General features: G+C 64.7%; 19 protein-coding genes. 10 read left to right on the forward strand and 9 right to left on the reverse strand.

The window, feature by feature from the left end:
- Positions 1-127: 127 nt before the first annotated feature.
- From TZ53_RS19110 to TZ53_RS19135, 6 genes are all read left to right on the forward strand, one after another.
- Positions 128-1,120, forward strand: a complete 993-nt coding sequence (locus TZ53_RS19110; protein WP_044662363.1) for a ligase-associated DNA damage response exonuclease — start codon at positions 128-130, stop codon at positions 1,118-1,120.
- The gene (locus TZ53_RS19115) at positions 1,120-2,703 is read left to right on the forward strand and encodes a cisplatin damage response ATP-dependent DNA ligase (protein WP_025547386.1); all 1,584 of its coding nucleotides are present in this window, start codon (positions 1,120-1,122) and stop codon (positions 2,701-2,703) included. Before TZ53_RS19110 ends, TZ53_RS19115 begins: the two co-directional genes overlap by 1 nt.
- Before the next feature lie 112 nt (positions 2,704-2,815).
- Positions 2,816-3,166, forward strand: a complete 351-nt coding sequence (locus TZ53_RS19120) for a GFA family protein (RefSeq protein ID WP_025547387.1) — start codon at positions 2,816-2,818, stop codon at positions 3,164-3,166.
- 142 nt (positions 3,167-3,308) lie between these two features.
- The gene (locus tag TZ53_RS19125) at positions 3,309-4,514 is read left to right on the forward strand and encodes a saccharopine dehydrogenase family protein (protein WP_025547389.1); all 1,206 of its coding nucleotides are present in this window, start codon (positions 3,309-3,311) and stop codon (positions 4,512-4,514) included.
- A 118-nt stretch (positions 4,515-4,632) separates the two neighbouring features.
- Entirely contained in the window at positions 4,633-5,805 is a 1,173-nt protein-coding gene (locus TZ53_RS19130; RefSeq protein ID WP_044662364.1) for a carboxynorspermidine decarboxylase, read from the forward strand.
- A gap of 148 nt (positions 5,806-5,953) precedes the next feature.
- A complete protein-coding gene (locus tag TZ53_RS19135; RefSeq protein WP_044662365.1) occupies positions 5,954-7,147 on the forward strand; it encodes a type III PLP-dependent enzyme in 1,194 nt (397 codons plus the stop codon).
- 74 nt (positions 7,148-7,221) lie between these two features.
- Here TZ53_RS19135 and TZ53_RS19140 read toward each other — a convergent pair whose 3' ends face one another.
- The 7 genes from TZ53_RS19140 to TZ53_RS19170 are packed head-to-tail and all read right to left on the reverse strand — an operon-like array spanning position 7,222 to position 15,102.
- Positions 7,222-8,427, reverse strand: coding sequence for a class I SAM-dependent RNA methyltransferase (locus tag TZ53_RS19140; protein WP_044662366.1), 1,206 nt, complete (start codon positions 8,425-8,427; stop codon positions 7,222-7,224).
- The gene (locus tag TZ53_RS19145) at positions 8,424-9,818 is read right to left on the reverse strand and encodes an NAD(P)H-hydrate dehydratase (protein WP_084694385.1); all 1,395 of its coding nucleotides are present in this window, start codon (positions 9,816-9,818) and stop codon (positions 8,424-8,426) included. The genes TZ53_RS19140 and TZ53_RS19145 overlap by 4 nt, the downstream gene beginning before the upstream one ends.
- Positions 9,818-10,177 (reverse strand): hypothetical protein, encoded by a 360-nt coding sequence (locus TZ53_RS19150; protein WP_044663160.1) that lies wholly within the window; start codon positions 10,175-10,177, stop codon positions 9,818-9,820. The genes TZ53_RS19145 and TZ53_RS19150 overlap by 1 nt, the downstream gene beginning before the upstream one ends.
- Before the next feature lie 19 nt (positions 10,178-10,196).
- A complete protein-coding gene (locus tag TZ53_RS19155; protein ID WP_044662367.1) occupies positions 10,197-10,913 on the reverse strand; it encodes an N-formylglutamate amidohydrolase in 717 nt (238 codons plus the stop codon).
- Positions 10,910-11,809, reverse strand: coding sequence for a 4-(cytidine 5'-diphospho)-2-C-methyl-D-erythritol kinase (locus TZ53_RS19160; protein ID WP_044662368.1), 900 nt, complete (start codon positions 11,807-11,809; stop codon positions 10,910-10,912). The genes TZ53_RS19155 and TZ53_RS19160 overlap by 4 nt, the downstream gene beginning before the upstream one ends.
- Positions 11,796-13,418: a tetratricopeptide repeat protein gene (locus TZ53_RS19165; RefSeq protein WP_044662369.1), complete on the reverse strand. Its 1,623-nt coding sequence runs from the start codon at positions 13,416-13,418 to the stop codon at positions 11,796-11,798. Before TZ53_RS19165 ends, TZ53_RS19160 begins: the two co-directional genes overlap by 14 nt.
- Positions 13,419-13,449: 31 nt before the next feature.
- Positions 13,450-15,102, reverse strand: coding sequence for an electron transfer flavoprotein-ubiquinone oxidoreductase (locus tag TZ53_RS19170; protein WP_044662370.1), 1,653 nt, complete (start codon positions 15,100-15,102; stop codon positions 13,450-13,452).
- 128 nt (positions 15,103-15,230) lie between these two features.
- On the opposite strand from TZ53_RS19170, the gene TZ53_RS19175 reads away from it, so the two are divergent.
- Genes TZ53_RS19175 through moaB form a run of 3 tightly spaced genes read left to right on the forward strand, consistent with a single transcriptional unit; the run spans position 15,231 to position 18,270 of the window.
- Positions 15,231-15,947, forward strand: a complete 717-nt coding sequence (locus TZ53_RS19175; protein WP_044662371.1) for a uracil-DNA glycosylase family protein — start codon at positions 15,231-15,233, stop codon at positions 15,945-15,947.
- A complete protein-coding gene (locus TZ53_RS19180; protein ID WP_044662372.1) occupies positions 15,944-17,743 on the forward strand; it encodes a lytic transglycosylase domain-containing protein in 1,800 nt (599 codons plus the stop codon). Before TZ53_RS19175 ends, TZ53_RS19180 begins: the two co-directional genes overlap by 4 nt.
- On the forward strand, positions 17,743-18,270 hold the full coding sequence (gene moaB, locus TZ53_RS19185; RefSeq protein WP_044662373.1) for a molybdenum cofactor biosynthesis protein B: 528 nt from the start codon (positions 17,743-17,745) through the stop codon (positions 18,268-18,270). Before TZ53_RS19180 ends, moaB begins: the two co-directional genes overlap by 1 nt.
- Positions 18,271-18,292: 22 nt before the next feature.
- Here the strand turns inward: moaB and TZ53_RS19190 are convergent, their stop codons facing one another.
- The gene (locus TZ53_RS19190) at positions 18,293-18,802 is read right to left on the reverse strand and encodes a YbjN domain-containing protein (protein ID WP_044662374.1); all 510 of its coding nucleotides are present in this window, start codon (positions 18,800-18,802) and stop codon (positions 18,293-18,295) included.
- An 83-nt stretch (positions 18,803-18,885) separates the two neighbouring features.
- Between TZ53_RS19190 and TZ53_RS19195 the strand changes: the two genes are divergently transcribed.
- Positions 18,886-19,953: a PA0069 family radical SAM protein gene (locus TZ53_RS19195; protein ID WP_044662375.1), complete on the forward strand. Its 1,068-nt coding sequence runs from the start codon at positions 18,886-18,888 to the stop codon at positions 19,951-19,953.
- A gap of 85 nt (positions 19,954-20,038) precedes the next feature.
- Here the strand turns inward: TZ53_RS19195 and dnaE are convergent, their stop codons facing one another.
- The gene (gene dnaE / locus TZ53_RS19200; RefSeq protein WP_044662376.1) at positions 20,039-23,575 is read right to left on the reverse strand and encodes a DNA polymerase III subunit alpha; all 3,537 of its coding nucleotides are present in this window, start codon (positions 23,573-23,575) and stop codon (positions 20,039-20,041) included.
- Between the last annotated feature and the right edge of the window lie 89 nt (positions 23,576-23,664).

Here is a 23,664-nt window from a genome sequence, read left to right on the forward strand (position 1 = left end):
CGCCTCCTCGCTGCCGGTCGTCCGGCGGCGCATAGGGCAACGGCATGTCGTACCCATGACGATCGGGTTACGGCAATATGAAGGCCCTTGCGGAACCAAGCGGCGCATTCCACCTTCTTCCACAGCAATGCCTCACTGGATCGAACCCCACCCCACCGGCATCTATGTCCGCCCGGCCGATGCCTGGATCGATCCCTCCGTCCCGCGGGAACGCGCGCTCGTCACCCATGGCCATGCCGATCATGCGCGCGGCGGCCACGGCCATGTCTGGGCGACGGAGGAAACGCTGGCGATCATGGCCCTGCGCTACGGCACCGCGTCGGGCACGGCGGTGCCCTATGGCGAAGAAATCCGCATGAACGGAGTCACGATCAGCTATGTGCCCGCCGGCCATGTCCTCGGTTCCGCCCAGATCCTGCTGTCCCACGCCGGCGAGCGCGTGGTCGTCACCGGCGACTACAAGCGCCGCCCCGATCCCACCTGCAAAGCCTTCGAACCCGTCCCCTGCGACATCTTCGTCACCGAAGCCACATTCGGCCTGCCGGTCTTCCGCCATCCCGACACGGGCAGCGAGGTCGACCGCCTGCTCGCCGCCCTGCACGCCCATCCCGACCGCTGCGTCCTGGTCGGCGCCTACGCCCTGGGCAAGGCGCAGCGCCTGATCTGCGAACTGCGCGCCCGGGGCCATCACGACCCCATCCACATCCATGGCGCGCTGGAGAGGATGTGCGCGCTCTACGAACAATTCGGCGTCGCCCTGGGAGAGCTGCGCCCGGCGACCGGCCTCCCCGCCGGGGACATGCGCGGCCGCATCGTCGTCTCGCCCCCATCCGCCCTCAACGACCGCTGGAGCCGCCGCCTGCCCGACCCGATCACCGCCATGGCGTCGGGCTGGATGCGCGTCCGCCAGCGCGCCCGCCAGCGCAATGTCGAACTTCCGCTCATCATTTCCGACCATGCCGACTGGGACGAGCTGACCGACACCATCCGCGAGGTGGCCCCGTCGGAAACCTGGATCACCCACGGGCGGGAGGAAGCCCTGCTCCACTGGTGCATGACCCACCAGATGCGCGCCCGCGCCCTTGCCCTGGTGGGCCGCGAAGACGAGGATGAAGGCTGATGCGCGCCTTCTCCCGGCTTCTCGACGGCCTCGTCTACACCCGCTCCCGCAACGGCAAGCTGGACCTTATCGCCAGCTACATGCGCAGCGCCCCCGACCCGGACCGGGGCTGGGCGCTCGCCGCCCTCACCGGCAATCTCGACCTGAAAGCGGTCAAGGCTTCCACCATAGCGGAAATGACCCGCGCCCGCGTCGATCCGGTCCTTTTCGAAATGAGCCGGGACTATGTGGGCGACCTCGCCGAAACCGTGGCCCTCCTCTGGCCCAAGGCGGAGGACCAGCCGCCGGAGGTGGACGACGGCTCCCTCACCCTATCCGCCATAGTCGACCGCCTCCACGCCACCAGCCGCGCCGCCGCCCCGACGACCCTGGCCAGGATGATGGACCATCTCGACGCCTCCGGCCGCTTCGCCCTGCTGAAGCTCGCGACCGGCGGCCTGCGCGTCGGCATCTCCGCCCGGCTCGCCAAGACCGGCTTCGCCCAGGCCTTCGGGCTCGACGTCGACGATGTCGAGGAATGCTGGCACGCACTGGCCCCACCCTATGCCGACCTGTTCGCCTGGGCGGAGGGCAGGTCGGACCGCCCGGATCCCGCCGGCACGCCCTTCTTCCGCCCCTTCATGCTCGCTCATCCGCTGGAGGCCGAAAGCGTCGACCTTTCCGACTATGCCGCCGAATGGAAATGGGACGGCATCCGCATCCAGATCGTCGGCACGGGCGCGCAGACCCGCCTCTACAGCCGCGCCGGAGACGACATCACCGGCAGCTTCCCCGACATAGCCGAAGCCTTCCGCCATCATGCGGTGCTGGACGGAGAACTGCTCGTGAAAGGGGAGTTTCAGGGCGGAGAGGCTGCCAGCTTCAACGCCCTCCAGCAACGCCTCGGCCGCAAGGCGGTGACGGCGAAGATGATGGACGATTATCCCGCCTTCGTCCGCCTCTACGACATATTGCTCGACGCGGAGGAGGACCTTCGGCCGCTCCCCTGGGAACAGCGCCGCCTCCGCCTCGAAGCCACCGTGCCCCAGCTGGACCCGCACCGCTTCGACATCTCGGCCCTCATCGAAGCACCCGATTTCGACAGCCTGGCGGAAATACGCGCCGGCGCCCGCGACGCCGCGATCGAGGGCGTGATGCTCAAGCGCCGCGACAGCCCCTATGTCGCGGGGCGCAAGGCCGCGCTCTGGTATAAATGGAAACGCGATCCGCTGACCGCCGACTGCGTGATGATGTACGCGCAGCGGGGCCATGGCAAACGCTCCTCCTTCTATTCCGACTATACCTTCGGCTGCTGGACGGCGGATGGCGAACTGCTGCCCGTCGGCAAAGCCTATAGCGGCTTCACCGACGAGGAGCTGAAATGGCTCGACCGCTTCGTGCGGACCAACACGGTCAACCGCTTCGGCCCGGTGCGGGAGGTGGAAAAGTCGCTGGTGCTGGAGGTCGCCTTCGACAGCATCCACGAAAGCAAGCGGCATAAATCGGGGCTGGCCATGCGCTTCCCCCGGATCGCGCGCATTCGGAAGGACAAGCCTGCGCATGAGGCGGATACGGTGGAGGGATTAAGACGGTTGGTGAACTGACGCGCGCCTCGCCTGAACCTGAAGAGGACGGGCCTATGGCGGAAAATCACCCGATTCCCCCAATTCCCTTCCAGTCCCAATGCCTCTAGGCTCTCCAAAAAAGGAGATTCCAATGCCCTACACCGGAAGCTGCCATTGCGGCGCCGTCACCTTCACCGTAGCCGCCGATGCGCCCGGCGAGGCGATGACCTGCAACTGCTCCCACTGCCGCCGCAAGGGCTTCATGCTGACCTTCGTCCCCGCGGACCAGTTCACCCTCGACAGCGGCGCGGACAAGCTGAGCGACTATCAATTCTACAGGCACAGGATCACGCACCAGTTCTGCACCGACTGCGGCACGCAGGCCTTCGCACAGGGCCAGGGCCCCGATGGCTCGGCCATGCAGGCCATCAATCTGCGCTGCGTTCCCTCCGTCGATCTCGACGCGCTCAGGATCAGCAAGGTGGATGGGGCGAGTTTCTAGGACCGGTCGATATTCAGCCCATGGCGTGCGGGAGGGGGGCTGCCCGGGCTCCCTCTCGACAGACTGACTTTGCGCTGTAACGCCAACTCCCTATATGGGCGCTTTCGCGCGGATCGCGCGGCACAGCTATGGAGCAGTTGAATTGAGCAAGGTTCTGGTCATTGGTGCGGGTGGCGTCGGGTCTGTCGCGGTTCACAAAATGGCGATGAACTCTGACATTTTCAGCCATATCACACTCGCCAGCCGCCGCATCGTCTCCTGCGAGAAGGTGGCCGAATCGGTGAAGGCCCGTACCGGCGTCACCATCGACGTGGCGCAGGTCGACGCCGACAATGTCGCCGAAACCGTCGCCCTCATCGAAAGGGTGCAGCCCAAACTGGTCGTGAACCTTGCCCTGCCCTATCAGGACCTGGCGATCATGGACGCCTGCCTCGCGACCAAAACCGACTATCTCGACACCGCCAATTACGAACCGCGCGACACGGCGAAGTTCGAATATAGCTGGCAGTGGGCCTATCAGGAGCGCTTCAAGGAAGCCGGCATCATGGCGCTGCTGGGCTCGGGCTTCGACCCCGGCGTCACCAGCGTCTTCGCCAGCTATATCAGGAAGCATCTGCTCGACCGGATCGACACGCTCGACATACTCGACTGCAATGGCGGCGACCATGGCCAGCATTTCGCCACCAACTTCAACCCGGAAATCAACATCCGCGAAGTCACCGCGCCCTCGCGCCACTGGGAAGGCGGCAAGTGGGTGGAGGGCCCGGCGCTGAAACACAAGCAGGTCTTCGACTTCGACCAGGTGGGGCAGAAGAACATGTACCTCATGTATCATGAGGAACTGGAATCGCTCGCCAAATTCTACCCCGAAATCAAGCGCATCCGTTTCTGGATGACCTTTGGCGACGCTTATCTCAAGCATCTGGAAGTGCTCCAGAATGTCGGCATGACCCGCATCGATCCCGTGATGTACAATGGGCAGGAAATCATCCCGCTCCAGTTCCTGAAGGCCGTGCTGCCCGAACCGTCCAGCCTGGGTTCGACCACCAGGGGCAAGACCAATATCGGCGACATCGCCACCGGCCTCAAGGATGGAAGCCAGAAGACGGTCTATGTCTATAATGTCTGCGACCATGAGGACGCCTATGCCGAAACCGGCAACCAGGCGGTCAGCTACACCACCGGCGTCCCCGCGATGATCGGCGCGGCGCTGATGCTGACCGGCGCATGGCGGGGTGAAGGCGTGTTCAACATCGAACAGTTCGATCCCGATCCCTTCATGGACATGCTGAACCGGCACGGCCTGCCCTGGCAGGTGAAGGAACTGCCCGCGCCGCTGGATTTCTAAACTGGATTTCTAAAAAAGCTTCGTTCCTGACGCCGTTCGGGCTGAGCCTGTCGAAGCCCCTTACTTTTCTTCAAAGTAAGCCGCACCTCAACAGGCTCAGGGCGGCGTGGATGAACCGATGGAAACCAAAGCCGGCGATCCCGCCGCCTTCGCCCATTTCGACCTGCGCCGCGTCCCTTCGCCCGCCTTCGTGGTGGACGAGGCCGCGGTGCGCCGCAACCTGTCGGTCCTGCGCGACATCCGCGACCGCGCGGGGATCAGGGTGCTGGGTGCGCTCAAGGCCTTCTCCATGTGGTCGCTTGGGGGCGTGATCGGCGAATATCTCGACGGCGTCTGCGCCTCGGGCATATATGAAGCGCGCCTCGGCCGGGAAGAATATCGCGGCGAAGTCGCCACCTATTGCGCCGCCTACAAGCCTGAAGATCTGGCCGAAATCCTCAGGATTTCGGACCATGTCATCTTCAACAGCCCCGGCCAGATCGCCCGCCTGCGCCCGGTCATCGACGATGCCCGGATGAACGGTGTGAACTTCGACATCGGCCTGCGCCTCAACCCCCTCCATGCGGAGGGGGAGGTGCCCAAATATGACCCGTCCCAACCGCACAGCCGCCTCGGCTTTCCCATCGACCAGCTGCGCCCCGAACATCTGGAGGGCGTCGACGGCCTCCACATCCACAATCTGTGCGAACAGGATTTCCTGCCGCTTCAGCGTACCTGGGCCGCCATCGAATCCCGCGTCATGCCCCATGTCGGCCGCCTCAAATGGCTGAACTTCGGCGGCGGACATCATGTCACGCGCGCGGATTACCAGATCGACGACCTGATCGCCTTCCTCCAGGCGATAAAAGCGCAAACCGGCCTCGAACTCTATATCGAGCCGGGCGAGGCGATGGCGCTGGACGCGGGCATATTGGTCGGCGAAATCCTCGACGTGATCGACAACGGCATGCCCGTGGCAATCACCGACATCTCCGCCACCTGCCACATGCCCGACGTGATCGAGGCGCCCTACCGCCCGGCCATGCTGCATGAGGAAGCGGACGGCCCCGTCACCCGACTCGGTGGTCCATCCTGCCTCGCCGGGGACATCATAGGGGACTATCGAGTCCCGGGCGGCGCGACTCCGGGGCGGCGGATCGCCTTCCTCGACCAGGCCCATTATTCGATGGTAAAGACCAACACATTCAACGGCGTGCCGCTGCCGGCCATCTGGCTGTGGAACTCGGAAACCGACGAACTCAAGCAAATCCGCGAGTTTTCCTACCAGGATTTCAAGTCCCGTCTCTCCTGACGCACATTTCATAGCCGGTCGCGCAACAAAATTTACGCATGCGCTTTACAGGGGGACCCCTGCCGCATATATCGCCCTTCCGCTGCCCCATGGGACTTCCACCGCAAGGCAGCTTCTTTGCCAACGACTACCCTGGAGGTCCCTTGAGTTGCACAAGCATCATAGCGCGCTGGGGGTAGCGACCGCCCTCAAACCGGCAGCACCGGTAACGCTGATCCGTCCCCAGGCTGCGGCCCGGGCCGCCCGATTCTTCTCTGAGAAGTTTCCGGGGCGCTCGCTCTATGCAGTCAAGGCGAATCCGTCTCCCGATCTGATCCGCACCCTCTTCGCTTCCGGCATCACGCATTTCGACGTGGCGTCCATTGCGGAGGTGCGCCTGGTGGCGGAGACGCTGCAGGGCGAAGGCAAGCTTTGCTTCATGCACCCGGTCAAGGCCGAGGAAGCGATTGCAGAGGCCTATCACATCCATGGCGTGCGCACCTTCTCGCTCGACACGCTGGACGAGCTGGCGAAGATCATGCGCGCCACGAATGATGCGACCGATCTTGAACTGTGCGTGCGCCTGCGCGTTTCCTCCGAACATTCGGAACTCAGCCTTGCGTCCAAATTCGGCGCGGAACTGGGCGAGACCCGCGAACTGCTGATGGCGACCCGCCAGGCGGCCGATGCGCTGGGCATCTGCTTCCATGTCGGCAGCCAGGCGATGAGCCCGCAGGCCTATAGCGACGCCATCGAACGCGTGCGCGCCGCCATTGTCGACGCGGCTGTCACGGTCGACATCATCGATGTCGGCGGCGGCTTCCCGTCCATCTATCCCGGCATGGAGCCGGTCGCGCTCGAAAATTATTTCGACGCGATCCACCGCGGTTTCGAGAGCCTGCCGATCAGCTATTCGGCCGAACTATGGTGCGAGCCCGGCCGCGCCCTTTCCGCCGAATACAGTTCGGTCGTCGTGCGCGTCGAACGCCGCCGCGGCACGGAACTCTATATCAACGACGGCGCCTATGGCGCGCTGTTCGACGCGGCGCATATCGGCTGGCGCTTCCCTGTGGCCCTGCTGCGCGAGGAAGAGAGCGAGGCGGAACTGACCGGCTTCTCCTTCTATGGCCCCACCTGCGACGACATGGACCATATGGTCGGCCCCTTCATGCTGCCGGACGACGTGCAGGCGGGCGACTATATCGAAATCGGGATGCTCGGCGCCTATGGCGCTGCGATGCGCACCGGCTTCAACGGCTTCACATCCGAAGCCGTGGTGGAGGTGGAGGATGAGCCGATGGCTAGCCTCTATGTCGATGCGATTCCGGTCCGCCGTCGCGCAACTGTCATCAAGCTGGGGTAGAGGCTTGGGCCTCCCCCTTGAGGAGAGGATGCAAGGCCCCTCGCCGCACTCCCCCGCGGCGAGGGGCTAATCTTTCAGCGCCGGAAGATGCCGACCAGTTCCACATGGGTGGACCAGCGGAACTGCCCCACCGGCCGAACCCGCTCCAGCCGATAGCCGCCGGCGATCAGATGCGCGGCATCCCGCGCGAAACTGGCAGGGTTGCACGAAATATAGGCGATCACCGGCACCCGCGATGCGGCGAGCTGCATCGCCTGCTCGCGCGCCCCTGCGCGCGGCGGATCGATGACAATCCCCGCGAACCGGTCAATCTCCGCAGGCGTCAGCGGTCGCCTGAACAGATCGCGATGATCCGCCACCATGCGCCGCCGCGCCCTATTCGCCGCCGATTGGAGGGAGAGGACAAGATCACGCGCCGCCTCCGCCGCATAGACGGGCCGCTCATCCCCCAAAGCCAGGGCGAATGTGCCAAGCCCGCAAAAGAGATCCGCAACGGCGCCCTCCGCCGGCATGGCGGCCTGCGCTTCCCGCGCCAGCGCGGCTTCGCCATCGGGGGTCGCCTGAAGAAATGCGAAGGGCGGAAAGGCAACCGGCACGCCGCCGAAGCGGACCGTGACCGGCTCCGGTTCCCACCGCGTCTGCGGACCCTCCCCTTCATCGATGGTCAGGCGAGCCAGCCCATGGTCCTGCGCAAAAGTTAGAAGCGCCTCGTCGGCGGCAAGCCCCTCGATCCGCACGCCCTCCAGCAAAAGGTCGACGCCCTGATCGGTCAGCGACATGCGGACATGCGCAGCGCGCTTCTCGGGCAGGATGACCGCGCACAGGCTCCTCAGCGGCGCCACCAGCGCGAACAGCCGGGGATCGAGGATCTCGCACATCGCGAGGTCGACCAGCATATGGCTGCCCGATTCGGCAAAGCCGATGACGACCTTCCGCCCCTGCCTGCTCGCGCGCAGCGATGCACGGCGACGGACCTTCGGCGGCGAGATATGCGGCGGCAGAAGCATGCCGGGTTCCACGCCCTGCCCTGCCAGGGCTCCTGCAACGCGCGCCGTCACGAACTCCGCGTAGCTCGCATCGTCGATATGCTGCAACTCGCATCCGCCGCAGGTCGGAAAGTGAACGCATGGCGCGTCGACATGATGCGGCCCCTGCAATATGCCGCCGTCCGCCGCAATCCTGTCTCCAGGCGCGGTCAACGGAACATGGCGGCCAAGGGCGGTCACGCCATCGCCCTTCGCGGCGATGCGGACGATGATGTCGGTATCAGGGTCGGTCACAGGCGGGAGGCGATAGCCGCTGGCAGCTCCGCAAGCAAATCGTCCGCGATGAACGCCGCGCCCGCCCGCCTCGCCGCCTCTCCATGCAGCCACAGCGCTTCACATGCCGCCTGGAATCCGTCCCCCGTGACAGCGAGCCGAGCAGCGACCAGCCCCGCCAGAACATCGCCCGTCCCCGCCGTCGACAGCCAGGATGAACCCGGCGGCGAAAGGACAGCGCGCCCATCCGGCGAGGCGACAATGCTGTCGCTTCCCTTGTAGATCAGCGTCGCGCGCGTCCGCTTCGCCGCCTCCAGCGCCCGTTCCACCTTGCTGCCCGGCAGATTTCCGAACAGGCGGACAAATTCGCCTTCATGGGGCGTCAGGACCGAGCCCTGCGGAATGGCGTCCACCCCCTCTTCTCCCAGCAAGACCAGCGCATCGGCGTCCAGAACGAGCGGATGCCCGGCGGCAAGTACGGCTTTCCACCGATCCGAAGCCTCGCTCCCACGTCCCAGTCCCGGCCCTACCAATATGGCCCTGAACCGATCGTCGTTCAGCGAACGCGCTACATCCCCCGCCTTATCGGCCTGCTGCGTAACGATGGCGCCCGGCCCCAAGTGCACCGAACCCTGCACCAGATGCCGAACCATGCCCGATCCCGCGCGTGCCGCGGCCTGGCTGGCGAGCAGTCCGGCGCCTGCCATTTCGCCGCCCACCACGGCAACCAATCCCCGGCTATATTTATGCGCCTCGGGGGCCGGCGGATGCAATTGCGGCGGCGCCAGCCGGTGAATCTTCGCGCCGGACGCATCAATGCCGATGTCGGCACAAACCAGCCGCCGCCAGCATCCTGCGGCCGGTTGCAACATATGCGCCGGCTTTAGCGCACCTAGGGCAATGCAGACGCCCATGTCAGGCACATCGGAAAGCAGTTCGCCCCTATCCGTCTGCACGCCGCTCGGCAGGTCCACGGCATAGCTGAAGCTCGCCTGTTCGGTAAGGGCGCGCAGCTTCGCCGCGATCGCCCCGTCCAGCCCACGAGAGAGGCCGGTCCCGAACAGCGCGTCCACGATCTGCGTCGCCGGCGCCGCGTCCAGGAAAGCTTCGACGGGGCCACCCCATGCCTCCCGCGCCTTCATGCTAGAATCCGTTCGGCTTTCGCCAAGGGCGGCGACGCGCACCGGCACGCCTCGCGCCCGAAGGAGCCGCGCGATCACGAAGCCGTCGCCGCCATTATTGCCGGGACCGCAGAGGACCAGCAAATCACGCTTTCCACCTGCCCGCCAGATGATCTCCGCAGCGGCGGCCCCCGCGCGCTCCATCAGCATATATTCGGGGATGCCGGCTGCGATCACGGCCTGCTCCGCCCGCCGCATCTCGGCCGCCGTCAGGATCGCATGCATCCGCATCATTTCTTCCCTTCGGAGAAGCGGGCCGGAAGGCGATAGCGGTCCTGCCCGACGCTCAACGCGATTGCCCCCTTGCCGGCGACCTGAATACCGGCCTGTTCCGCCCCGTCCGCCGGCGCGATTCCGCGTCCGTCATGGACTATCCGGAAGCGCCGGAAGCCGCCGTCCGCATGGCGCACCGTCAGCATCTTCCCATCCCGCTCGACCGCACAATCCTCGCTCCACTCCGCGCCCGGTCCGATTGCGCAGAAAATTATTTCCCGCCCTTTCCCCGCAAGTTCGCCGGACTCCGGGCGAGGGCTGCATCCGGCCAGCGCCAGACACAGAAGCGCATCTTGCATCAACGAGCGGGATTTCATCATTCCTGCCCGCTGCCCGTCATGCGAGCCGGCTGCGGCATTCGAGAACCACCGGAGCCAATATTGCGGCAAATCGCCTTTGCCCTTCCGCATCGCCGACCAGATCCTGCCGCATCTCTATGCCCAGATAGGGAATGCCGTTCCTCTCCGCATGACGGTTCATCGTGGCGTTCAGCACCTTGCCCGAATAGGGCAGTTGGTCACCCACCTTGAGCCCCGCCGCCTCCAACATGGGAATGGCGATCCGCGCGGCCCTGTCATCCTGGTTGTAGAGCACGCCGATGTCCCAGGGCCGCTTCTGATCGGGATCGCTGGCGAGGCGCGGCGTGAAGCTGTGGACGGACAGGATGAACGGCGAAGCCATGCCGTCCAGCAGCCGCGCGACATGATGATGATAGGGGTGGTGGAACCGCATCATCCGGTCGGCGAGGTCGGCATGGCGGTTTCCCGCAATGGCATGGCCATCGCTCATGACGGGCAGCAGGCCGGGTGCATCCTCTTCCCGGTTGAGGTCGATGACGAGGCGCGAAACGCCGCCGAGCACCGCCGTGCAGCCCAGTTGCCGCGCCAGCAGCGTGCTGACCTCCGCCACGCCGATGTCTATGGCGATATGATCGCTCAGCAAGGCGGCATCGATCCCAAGATCAATGTCCGCCGGAACATGCGCCGAGGCATGATCGGCAATGATCAGGATGTTGAGGTCGCCTCCATCGATCTGTGTGAAAGCCTCGCTCATGCCGCCCTGATCCTCGTTTCCGCGACCCACCATCCGTTCCAACCAGCGCGCAAGGCTGCCGCCGCCTCCGCCATCTGCCGATCCGTATCGAAGAGGGCGAAGCAGGTCGCGCCCGACCCGGACATGCGGACAAGGCGCGATCCGGCGCAGGCTCCCAGCGCCGCCAGTACATCCGCGACGACCGGCGCTGCCGCCATGGCGGCCTGCTCCAGGTCGTTGCGCCCCTCGCTGATCAACTGTTCCAGCCCCTCTGCCGCAAGCGGACCCCGGTCTAGTCGATCCCAAAGTCCGAAGACTTCCGCGGTCGACAGGGCGACGCCGGGATTGACGAGCAGGATCGGCATGGCGGTAAGGCCTTCGACAGCCTGGGGCTGCAATAGCTCGCCGCGTCCACGCACCATTTGCGGGATGCTGCCGATGCAGGCGGGAACGTCCGATCCCAATGACAGGGCGATGCGCTCCAGAGCCTGCGGAGCCATCGGCGCATTCCAGAGCCTGGTCAGCAAACGCAGCGCAGCCGCGGCATCGGCGGAACCGCCGCCAATGCCCGAGGCGACAGGCAATATCTTGGTCAGCCTCAGATCGGCGCCGGGACTTCCCCCCAGATGGGCCTGCAACGCGCGGGCGGCCTTCACCACCAGATTGTCCGGGCCGCCATCCAGCAAGGGGCCGAACGGGCCATCCATCTCCAGCCTGATTTCTCCGTCCGCGCGGATGCGGCCCGTCAGCCGGTCGCCCAACTCGGCGAAGACGAACAGGCTCTCCAGCGCATGATAGCCGTCTGCCCGCTTGCCCCGGACATGGAGCGCCAGATTGATCTTGGCAAAGGCGGTTTCGACCAGTTCGCCCGCGTCCACGGGGCGGGCGGCGACATCCTCCGCTTCAACGTGCGGCATATTCCGGCTTCATCCCCTCTTTCGTCTTGGCGGCCAGTCGCTGCGCCGTCTCTCCCTCAGCAAAGACGGCCGCGGCGCGCCAGGCATAGCGCGCCTCATATCGTCGTCCGGCTGCCCAGAGCGCATCGCCCAGATGTTCGTTGATGGTCGCGTCTGAGGGTGCGCCCGCCGCTGCCCGCTCCAATATCGGCACGGCGGCATCGATGTCGCCGGTCACGAACTGCGCCCAGCCCAGGGAGTCGGTGATCGATGCATCCTGCGGCTTCAGCGCGCTCGCCTTCTTCAGCAATTCCAGCGCCGCATCCATGTTCTGCCGCCGCTCGATCTGCGCATAGCCCAGATAATTGAGTATGGCGGGTTCGTTCGGCGCCAGCCTGGCCGCCCTCTCCAGCACCGCCCTCGCCTCGTCCCATTGCGCGCCCTGTTCCAACGCGCTGCCTTCGAACAGCAGCAGCGCCCAGGGAACAGCATCGTCCGAATAGCCTGCCTGCGCCGCGCGGAAGGCCGATGCGGCCGCCCGGTAATCCTTTTCCTGCATCAGCAACTGACCCAGCCGGACATGGCGTTCGGGCTCCGCATTGGGGACGGCTGCGAGCGCATGGGCAAGGGTGATCGCCTCCGGCCGCTGGCCCGCCGCCGCCAATGCCTCGACCAGTTCGGCCTGCCCCAGCGCGCCGTACCAGCCGGCGCCGGGGACCTTGCGGGCTTCCTCGACCGCATAGGCCGCATAGCCGCCCCGGCTCAGCAAATCGGCGGCGACGATGCGGGGCGCGGCCCCGGCAGGATCGGCAAAGGCGGCGATGCGCGCAAGCCTGATCCCCAGCGACCCCGTGCTGCCGTCCGAGGATATGTCGGCTGCCAGCCGGGTAAGCAGCCGGGCGAACCCCTGCCCCGCCGTCAGGGCCTTGCCATGGAACGAAAGCGCCTTGCCCCTGGCAATATCCTCGCGGGCCTGCGCGAAATTGGCGTGGGTTTCGGGCAGAAGCGCCAGCGCATCCGCCCTGGCGCCCCGCGCCGCCAATTGTCCGGCGAAGAGCAGCCGCAGTTCGTCCGCCTCCGCGGTCCGCAATGCAAGCGCCTGGTTGATCGATGGCCGGGCAGTCTGAAGGTCGCCGTTACGCAGCGCCTGCAGCGCCAGATGTTCGTCCAGATAACGTTTCGCGAGGGAGGCGAAACGATCCGTGGGATCGATGACGGGCGCCGCATAGCGCCCCTCCCCCACCGATATCCAGCTGCGCATGATCGGCGCCAGAAAGGCGAAATTGCCTTCCGCCACCATGCGGTCGACGATCAGCCTTGCACCTGCCCAATCCTTCCGGTTCAGCGCATCCGCGATCTGGAGCAGAGTGCCGTCGCGCGGCAGGATTCCGTCGCTTTCCAGTACGGCGGCGGAGCGCAGCGCCAGCCCCATATCGCCGCTGATCACCGCCTGGAAATAGGATCGGCGTGCAACCTCCAGACTGGCGGGATCGCCCGCCAGCGCTTGCCGGTAGCTGGTCAGCGCAAGGCCGGGAGCGCCGTCGTCATCGGCCAGGCGCCCCCGCATATAGGCATGCAATGCGCTGCCGGGGTCCACCGATGCGCCCGCCGCGGCGGGCAGCACCAGCATGATTGCAGCAAATGCCTGTTGAGGTAGGCGCCTACATGTTCGGATAGTTCGGTCCTCCACCGCCCTCGGGCACCACCCAGTTGATGTTCTGGGTCGGGTCCTTGATGTCGCACGTCTTGCAGTGGACGCAGTTCTGCGCATTGATCTGGAAGCGGGGTTCGCCTTCTTCCAGCCCGACCACTTCATAGACGCCCGCCGGACAATAGCGTTGCGCCGGCTCGTCATAAAGGGGCAGGTTGTAGGAAATCGGGATGGACGGGTCCTTGAGCTGGAGATGGACCGGCTGATCCTCCTCATGATTGGTGTTGCTGAGGAACACCGACGACAGCCGGTCGAAGCTGATCACGCCATCGGGCTTGGGATAGTCGATCTTCCTCGACACGTCCTTGCGCCACAGCTTCTCCGCATCGGGCTTGTGCTTCATCGTGAAGGGCAGGCCGATCTTCAGCGTGCGCATCCACATGTCGATGCCCGCCAGCACCGTGCCGATGGTGTTGCCGAACTTCGACAGCAGCGGCTCGGCATTCTTGACCAGTTGCAGTTCGGTCGCGATCCAGCTCGACCGCAGATTGGCCTCATAATCGTCCAGCACATCGCTCGACCGTTCGGCCCGGATCGCAGCGAAGGCCGCTTCCGCCGCCAGCATGCCCGACTTCATCGCGGTATGCGTACCCTTGATGCGGGGCACGTTGACGAAGCCCGCCGAGCAACCGATCAACGCGCCGCCCGGGAAGGCGAGCTTGGGGATCGACTGCCAGCCGCCCTCGTTGATCGCCCGCGCGCCATAGGAGACGCGACGGCCGCCCTCCAGATATTTGCGGATTTCCGGATGCTGCTTCCAGCGCTGGAATTCCTCGAACGGGTAGAGATAGGGGTTGCGATAGCCCAGCCCCACGACGAAGCCCAGCGCCACCTGCCCATTGGCCTGGTGGTAGAGGAAGCCGCCGCCATAGGCGTCGGTCAGCGGCCAGCCCTGGGTATGGATGACGAGGCCGGGCTTGTGCTTGGCGGGATCGATGTCCCACAATTCCTTCATGCCCAGGCCATAGACCTGCGGCTCGCTGTCGGCATCTAGCGCGAACTGGCGCTTCAATATCTTGGTGAGATGGCCCCGCGCGCCCTCCGCAAAGAAGGTGTAGCGCGCATGCAGTTCCAGCCCAGGTTGATAGTCAGGCTTGCGATTGCCCTCCCGGTCGATACCCATGTCGCCGGTCGCGACGCCCTTCACCGACCCGTCCTCATTGTAGAGGATTTCCGCCGCCGCGAAGCCGGGGAAGATTTCGACGCCCAGCCCCTCGGCTTGTTCGGCCAGCCAGCGGCAGAGATTGCCCAGCGATCCGGTATAGGTGCCCTTGTTGTGCATCCAGCCCGGCGTCATGATGTGCGGCATGCTCATCTTGCCGCCCTTGCTGAGGAACCAGTGCTGATTGTCCGTCACCGGCACTTCGGCCATCGGGCAGCCCATGTCGCGCCATTCGGGGAACAACTCATCCAGCGCCTTGGGATCGACCACCGCGCCCGACAGGATATGGGCGCCGATTTCCGAGCCCTTTTCCAGCACGCAAACCGACAATTCCTGCCCAGCCTCGTTCGCGAGTTGCTTCAGCCTGATGGCCGAAGACAGCCCCGCCGGTCCCCCGCCGACGATGACGATGTCATAGGGCATCGAATCCCGTTCGCTCATATTCCCTCCATTTCGTCGACGCCGCCGGTTTTCCTTCCTGATCCGGTCGCCGCGCTACCCAAACGTTTTGCCACTGAGCGCGATGAAGAAACTTGACCACGGCGTCAACCTCTGGCCCAAGACAATCGATGCGGGGATTATTGCAGGAAAATCTGGCGGAGACCGCCAATGCCTATATGGCGTGGTGGAGGCTGGCCGGCGTGGATTGCGCCATCGGGGAGGAACCGACCAACTGGTTGCGCCCCGTTCAGGAGCCGCCGCGAAAGCGGATCGCCGCGTCCGACGATGCTCCCGCCCAGGCGAAGCCCCAGTCTTTCGACTCCTTCCTGACTTGGCTTGCGGAGGACGCCGCCCAGCCGGAGCGGCGCTGGCCGGGCGCCGCGCTGATGCCCGCAGGGCCCGTCAACGCACCTCTCATGGTCATCACCGACATGCCCGATCCCGCAGACATCGGGGCAGGAGCCCTGCTCAGCGAGCGTGCGGGTCAATTGTTCGATGCCATGTTGCGGACGATCGGCCTCAAGCGGCAGGACATCCATCTGGGGTCGCTCTTCCTGTCGCGTCCGCCGGGCGCGATGGTGGAGGCGTCGGACCTGGCGGCCGCCGCAGCGCGCATGCGCACACATGTGATGCTTGCCTCCCCCCGAAGATTATTGTTGTTGGGCGACCGGACGATCCGCACCCTTCTGCCAACGCCGGAGACAGGTTTACGGAATTTTAACCATGATGGCGGCACCTTACCCGCCTTCGCCACATTTCACCCGCGTTTGCTGCTTGGCCAACCCGCAGCAAAGGCAGAATGTTGGCGTGTGCTGCAAGGTCTGATCGAGGAAATGACTGAGTGATTCGCGCAACCACCCTTTCATCATGCCTGGCAGCGCTGGCTTTCGCCGCGACGGCCATGCCGGCAAACGCCGACACGGCGGTTACTGTTCCCGCGATTGCCAGGGAATTGCCCTCATCGCCTCTCCAGCTGAGCGAGGCCGACAAGGGCCGGTACAGCGCCATTTACGCCGCCTTGCGGGACCAGAAATGGATGGATGCGAAGGCGATGATCGGCGCGCTGGACGCACAGGACGCTTTCCGCCCGGTCGCCCTGGCCGAACTCTACCTCGCAAGGAATTCCCCCAGGGTCGAGCTGTTCGAACTGCTCGACCTCATCAACAAGGCGCCATGGCTGGACAAGGCCGATCAGCTTTCCCGGCTGGCGCAGAAGCGTGGCGCCACGATCCTGCCCGCCCTGCCCCAGGTGCAGAAGATGGTCTGGCTGGGTGGCGCGCCCCGCCGCGAATATGTGTCGGCGGTGAAGACCGATGCGCTGGCTCAGGCACTGGTCGGTCAAATCCAGCCCTTCATCAAGAATGACGATCCGGCCGGCGCCGAAGCCCTGCTTTCCACCGGTGAGGCGGGGCTGACGCCGGAGGGCCTGACCGAAGTGCGGCAGCGCATCGCCTGGGCCTATTATATCGAAAGCGACGACGCCAACGCCCGGCGCATGGCGGCGAAGGCCCTTGAAGGCCGCAGCGGCGGCGATTGGGCTGTTCAGGCCTATTGGACCACCGGCCTTGCGGCCTGGCGCCAGAATGACTGCCGGGCCGCTGCGCCTGCTTTCGGCAATGTCGCGACGCTGGCCGGCAATAGCGACATGCGCGCAGCAGGCGCCTATTGGGCGGCGCGCGCCTATATGGTGTGCGGAGAACCGGAGCGGGTCGAAGCCCTGCTGAAGACCGCTGCGCGCTCGGAAGAGAGCTTCTACGGCCTGCTCGCCCGCGAAACGCTGGCCGTGCCCTTGGGCGGCGCGCCTGCCGCACCTCGCTTCGGCGCTACGGAATGGCAGCAGCTCAAGGACAGCCCTAATGTGCGGGCGGCCGTCACCCTGTCAGCCATTGGTGAAACGGCACGAGCGGACCAGATCCTGCGCTATCAGGCGAAGATCGGCGGGACCGGCCAATATGATGCGCTGATCCGGCTGGCGGGCGCGCTGAGCCTGCCGGAAACCCAGCTCTGGCTCGCTCATAACGGTCCTGCGGGCAAGCAGCCGGGCAGTTTCGCGCGCTTCCCCGCGCCCGATTGGCGGCCGGATGGTGGATGGCGGGTCGACCCGGCGCTGATCTATGCCCATGCGCTCCAGGAATCCGGTTTCCGCCGGGATGTCGTGAGCAGCGCAGGCGCGCGCGGACTGATGCAGGTGCTGCCCAGCACGGGCAGCCTGATGGGGCTTTCCGCGTCCGATCAACTGTTCGTGCCGTCGACCAATATGGAATATGGCCAGCGCTACCTCGAAAATCTGCGCGACATGGGCGCGACCGGCGGGCTGCTGCCCAAGGTGATGGCCGCCTATAATGCCGGGCCGATGCCCGTCGAGCGTTGGAACAGCGAAGTGAAGGACAATGGCGACCCGCTGCTGTTCATCGAATCCCTGCCCTATTACGAAACGCGCGCCTATGTGAACATCGTGATGCGCAACTATTGGATGTATCAGATCCAGGCGAAGGGCAGTGCGGAATCGCTGGCCGGCATGGCGCAGGGACTTTGGCCGACCTTTCCGGGAACGAAGGGCACGCGCCTGGTGCGCCTGGCTCCCAGGAAGCCGATGGCCAGCGCAAGCATCGCCGCCAGTATTGCCGGCGGTTCCGACTGATGCCGATCGACGAAGGCCGGCCCTTCCTGCCGGTTCGGATTGCATTGCTGACAGTGTCGGACAGCCGCACGGCCGCCGACGACAGGTCGGGCGACATTCTGGCGGATCGCATTGCCGCCGCCGGCCATGTCCTGGCCGACCGTCATATCGAGCGGGACGAACGCTCGGCCATCGTCGCGCGTCTGCATGGCTGGATCGACGATCCGCAGATCGACTGCATCATCACGACAGGCGGAACGGGAGTCACGGGCCGCGACGTCACCCCGGAGGCTTTGGCGCAGGTGCAGGACAAGGAAATTCCGGGCTTTGGAGAGTTGTTCCGCTGGCTCAGCTATCAAAGCATCGGCACGTCCACCATCCAGTCGCGGGCGACCGCCTGCGTCGCACGGGGCACCTATATCTTCGCGCTGCCTGGATCGACGGGCGCGGTGAAGGATGCCTGGGACGGCATCCTCGTCAGCCAACTCGACAATCGTTTCCGGCCCTGCAATTTCGTGGAACTCATGCCGCGCCTGACCGAACGCTGAGACATCGCCACAATTTGCGGCCTCATTTGGTCGGCGCAGGGTTTTCCTTGAAGAATTTGCTGGCCTCACCCAGCATGACCGTCCACCAGTCGATCACATCCGCGAAATTCTTCTGGTTAAGCCCGCCGACGGTCGTCACGTCATAGGCGACCGCCAGCGATCCGTCGTCCCAGACGGACATCTGCGCGAACCTCTTGTCCTTGTTCCATTTATTGGCAAGCTCCGGCGTATTGCCGCCGTCATCCTCAAAGCTCACCTGAAATTGCAGCGACCCGCAATGCCGCGTCTGCTCGCATTCATAGAAGAAGATCGAGTAATCATAGCCGCTCGCCGCGCTTTCGATCTTCGGATTGCCGGTCTGCTTGCTCTTGCCCAACAGCGCCTTGTATCCGGCGGCCTGAAGCGCCTGCACCACGGTTTGCGGATCGCTCGCGCATATCAGGCCCGCACCGCAGGCCCCAGCGTCGGCAGCCAGGCCGGGCGTTGCCAAAGCCGCCATCCACAAACCTGCCACGGCGATGATCTTCCGCATGATGTCCCCCTTTTCGAATGGGCTTCAGATGAACCGGCGGATACGGCCTTGTCAATATGTTCCCTTTATGTTCTAATTCCGAGATGGCGGTTGAGAAAGGCAGAGGTGCGACGGTAAACGGCGAAAGCCGGCGTTTCAACATGCCCGAACGAACGTCCGACGGCGATTGGCTGGATGCCCTGGCCGACATTGACGGCGTCCCGCCGCGGCGGCGTACGGAGGTGACGGTAGAAAGCCCTCGAACCATCATCAGCCGCAACAACTCTCCCGACATTGCCTTCAGCCAGTCGATCAACGCCTATCGGGGCTGCGAACATGGCTGCATCTATTGCTTCGCCCGTCCGACCCATGCCTATCACGACCTGTCGCCCGGCCTGGATTTCGAAACCCGGCTGTTTGCCAAGCCCGACGCGGCAACGTTGCTTCGCAAGGAGCTTTCCAAGAAATCCCATCAGGTCAACCCGATCGCGATGGGCACCAATACCGATCCCTATCAGCCGATCGAACGGGACTGGAGGATCACCAGACAATGCCTTGAAATATTGTGGGAATGCCGTCATCCGGTCTATATCACGACCAAATCCGACCGGATATTGCGCGACATCGACCTGCTGACCTGCATGGCGCGGGAAAGGCTGGTCGCGGTGATGATTTCGGTGACCTCGCTGAATCCCGCCACGGCCAGAACGCTGGAACCGCGCGCGCCGCATCCGCTTCGCCGGGTGGAGGCGATCCGGCGGTTGGCGGATGCGGGCATACCGGTCGTCGCCAGCATATCGCCCATAGTTCCCGCTATCACCGATCATGAGATAGAGGATATTGTCGCTCGCGTCGCATCGGCTGGCGCACGGGACGCCAGCTATATTCCCGTCCGCCTGCCCCATGAAGTCGCCCCGCTGTTCCGCGCCTGGCTGGAAGAACATTATCCCGACCGCGCGGCCAAGGTGATGGCAATCATCCATGACATAAGGGGCGGTCGCGACAATGACGCGAATTTCGGCAGCCGGATGCGCGGGCAGGGAGTATGGGCCGACCTGATCCGCACGCGCTTTCAAAAGGCACGTAAACGGGCGGGCTTCACTGGAGAACGGGTGACTCTGCGCACCGATCTGTTCCGAAGGCCGGAGGGTGACCAGATGAGCCTATTCTAGGGGTTCAGGCTCCAGATCGAGCTTCGGAACTGGGGTTCCTGCACATGGCGACGGTGAGGGCAAGCTGTCCTCGACCGGAGGAAGCTCAACCAGCCACCAAGCGCAAGCCCGAACGCCGATTGCGTGCGCGATAGCCGTCCGCTTTGGCTTCCATCCGTTCGAACGACCCAATGCGCAGGCCGGCAATCGTCGCGATGCTGTCGACCTGGTCCGCACCGATCAGATAATCGTCGCCCAGGAACAGCCGCGCCGCCTTGCCTCCCCCCACGGGCGCACGCAGGAAGACTTCGCTCCGTCCTCCCTTCGCGCGCGCCAGAAGCTGCGCCAACGTCCCGATTGCGGCTGCATCGCTCACATCGACCACCAGTTCCATGCGGGAACTATTGGCCAATTGGCGGAAAGGTTCCACCCCGCGGACCGTCACCCGCGGCGTTTCTTCGCCCGGCAAGCGGTCCAGTTCAACCATCAGCAACGCGCAATCGCCTTCGCGCGCCATATCCTCGATAGCCTTGCAGGCATCCTCATCGAAGCAGCTTGCCTGAAACTGACCGCTGCTGTCGGAGAATGTTGCGGCGGCATAGCGCGCACCGCGCTTGGTTTCACGCCAGCGCACATCCTCAACCATGGCCGCCATCACGCCGGTGGCACGTCCGCCCTCCGCCACCGGTTCGGCGCAAATCGCGCCATAGCTTTTCGCGCCGCGCGCCTCTGCCAGATGGCGGTAGCGGTCCACCGGATGCGCGGAGAAATAGAAGCCGAAGGCATCCTTTTCCTGCGCCATGCGGTCCGCCGTCGACCAGGTCTGGTGCGGCGGGATGCGGACATCCGCATGCGGCGTTTCGACATCTCCGAACAGACCGCCCTGACCGCTTTCCCTTGCCTCCGCAGCGCTGGAGGCGACGCTGAGGATCGTTTCCGCCGCTGCATGGACGCCGGCCCGGTCGGCATGCACGCCGTCGAAGGCGCCAGCCGCCGCCAGGCTTTCCAATTGCCGCCGGTTGAGCAGACGCGGCTCGATCCGGTCGGCAAAATCGTCCAGCGACTTGAACGGGCCGCCAACCTCCCGCTCGGCCACAAGCTGTTCCATCGCCTTCTCGCCCACGCCTTTCAGCCCGCCCAGCGCATAGCGCACGGCAAAGCCCAGGCGCGGGTCGTCGCCTTCATATTGGACCGGCTCGACCGAAAAATCCGCCAGGCTGCGGTTGATGTCCGGCGCCAGGCAGCTCAGCCCCATGCGCCGCATGTCGTCCACGAACACGGTCAGCTTGTCCGTCAGGTGGATGTCGAAGGCCATGGACGCGGCATAGAATTCCGCCGGATAATGCGCCTTCAGCCAGGCGGTCTGATAGGCAAGCAGAGCATAGGCGGCGGCGTGCGACTTGTTGAAGCCATAGCCCGCGAACTTGTCGATCAAGTCGAACAGATCGTTCGCCTTGCCCGCCGCGATGCCGCTGTTCGCGCACCCCTCGACGAAGCGGGCGCGTTGCGCATCCATCTCCGCCTTGATCTTCTTGCCCATGGCGCGGCGCAGAAGGTCGGCATCGCCCAGCGAATAGCCCGCCAATATCTGCGCGGCCTGCATCACCTGTTCCTGATAGACGAAGATGCCATAGGTCTCTTCCAGGATCGGTTTCAGCAATATATGTGGATATTCAATCTCTTCCTGACCGTTCTTGCGACGGCCGAACATCGGGATGTTATCCATCGGCCCAGGGCGGTAGAGCGACACCAGCGCGATGATGTCCCCGAAATTGGTTGGACGCACGGCGGCCAGCGTCTTGCGCATGCCCTCCGATTCCAACTGGAACACGCCGACCGTATCGCCCCGCTGGAGCAGTTCATAGACCGCCGGATCGTCCCAGCCGAGCGAATTGAGGTCGACCTCCACCCCCCGGCCCGCAAGCAGTTGCACCGCCTTCTGCAAGACGGACAGCGTCTTGAGGCCAAGGAAGTCGAACTTCACCAGCCCCGCGCCCTCGACATATTTCATGTCGAACTGCGTCACCGGCATGTCGGAGCGCGGATCGCGATAGAGCGGCACCAGTTGCGACAGCGGCCTGTCGCCGATCACCACGCCCGCCGCATGGGTGGAGCTGTGGCGCGGAAAGCCCTCCAGCTTCATCGCATAGTCGATCAGTCGCCTGACCTGCGCGTCATTGTCATATTCCGCCCTGAACTCCGCCACGCCGTTCAGCGAGCGTTCCAGCGTCCAGGGATCGGTCGGATGGTTGGGCACCAGCTTGGCCAGGCGGTCGACCTGCCCATAGCTCATCTGCAGGACGCGGCCCGTGTCCTTCAGAACGGCGCGCGCCTTCAGCTTTCCGAAGGTGATGATCTGCGCGACATGGTCCGTGCCATATTTCTGCTGGACGTAGCGGATCACCTCGCCTCGCCGGGTTTCACAGAAGTCGATGTCGAAGTCCGGCATGGAGACGCGTTCCGGGTTCAGGAAGCGCTCGAACAGCAATCCCAGTTGCAGCGGGTCCAGATCGGTGATCGTCAGCGCCCAGGCGACGACCGATCCAGCGCCCGAACCACGTCCCGGCCCCACCGGAATGTCATGATCCTTCGCCCATTTGATGAAGTCGGCCACGATCAGGAAGTAGCCCGGAAATCCCATCTGGATGATGATGTCGGCTTCGAACCGCAGCCGGTCGAAATAGGGCTTTCGCGCTTCCTCGTCGGTGATGCCGGCCTTGGCCAGCCGGGCTTCCAGCCCTGCCGTCGCCTGCTCGCGCAGCATCTTCGCCTCGCCCTCTATGTCGCCGGCCAGGCTGGGGAGGATGGGCTTGCGCTTGGGGGCGGCAATGGCGCAGCGCTGGGCGACCACCAGCGTATTGGCGAGCGCTTCGGGCAAATCCTCGAACAGCCGCCTCATCTCCGCCGCCGGTTTCATCCAGGCGTCCGGCGAACTGGTGCGACGGTCGGGCGTCTCGACATAGGCGCTGTCGGCAATGCAGAGCATCACGTCATGCGCTTCGTGGAAATGCGGCTCGGCAAAGCAGGTCGGGTTGGTCGCCACCAGAGGCAGGTCGCGGGCATAGGCAAGGTCGAGCAGTTCCGGTTCCGCCTTCCCTTCGATGGGGTCGAAACGGCGGCAGATTTCGATATAGAGCCTTCCGGGAAACAGCGCTTCCAGCCGACTGGCATAGGCCAGCGCAGCAGCAGGCTGATCCTCGGCGAAGAGCCGCGCCAGCGCGCCTTCCCCTCCGGCGGTCAAGGCGATCAGGCCATCGGTCCGCCCCTCCAGCATGTTTAGGCTGATATGCGGCACCTCTTCGACGGGCCGGTCGAGATGCGCCATGGATACCAGCGCACAGAGATTGTCATAGCCGACCGCATCCTGCGCATAGAGGGCGATCCAGTCGTGCACGGGCGCCGCATTGGCCGGGCGGTCGGGGCGCGAAATGCCGATCATCGCGCCGATGATCGGCTGCACCCCCTCCCCCTTGCAGGCGTCGGAAAAGGCCATGGAGCCATACAGGCCGTTACGGTCGGTGATGGCCGCGGCGGGAAAGCCCAGAGCCCTGGCCTGCTTCGCGATCTTCTTGGGGTCGATCGCCCCCTCCAGCATGGTGAAGGATGAAAAGACGCGAAGGGGGACGAAACCGGCATGAGGCATGACCTCATCTAGGCATTCCCACCGATTCGGCGCCAGCCCCCGGACGCAGAAAGTCGTGGGTAAAATTGCACCGTCACTGGCCGATGGTT

Source organism: Sphingobium sp. YBL2 (genome assembly GCF_000943805.1).
GTDB lineage: Bacteria > Pseudomonadota > Alphaproteobacteria > Sphingomonadales > Sphingomonadaceae > Sphingobium > Sphingobium fuliginis.